We start from the raw sequence: 294 nt of genomic DNA, 5'->3' as shown, positions 1-294 counted from the left end.
GTGATTCCTCCTCCCCAGTTGAAAGTATAAGGTGCTGTTCCACCTGTTGGTGTCAAATTAATAGCTCCTGTTGAACTACCGTTACATGCAATATTAGTAACAACTGTTGTTCCTGAAATTGCTGTAGGTTGAGTGATGGTTATTGTTCTTGTAATTGTACATGCATTAGCATCGGTTACTGTTACGGTATAAGCTCCTGCTGCTAAACCAGTTGCTGTTGCTGCAGTTCCACCGCTCGGAGACCATGAGTAAGTGTAAGGTGCTGTTCCTCCCGTTACAACAATACTTGCTGTT

The 294-nt window shown here is 43.2% G+C and carries 1 protein-coding gene; it reads right to left on the bottom strand.

Annotation, left to right across the window (positions count from 1 at the left end; all coding sequences use genetic code 11):
* A partial coding sequence (locus OEW74_RS19615) for a SprB repeat-containing protein (RefSeq protein ID WP_265430083.1) occupies positions 1-294 on the bottom strand: 294 nt, incomplete at both ends.

The sequence above is a fragment of the Chryseobacterium sp. YIM B08800 genome, from assembly GCF_026163565.1.
GTDB lineage: Bacteria > Bacteroidota > Bacteroidia > Flavobacteriales > Weeksellaceae > Chryseobacterium.
Note: the sequence above shows the minus strand (reverse complement) of the source record. Positions and strands in the feature narration are given on the sequence as shown.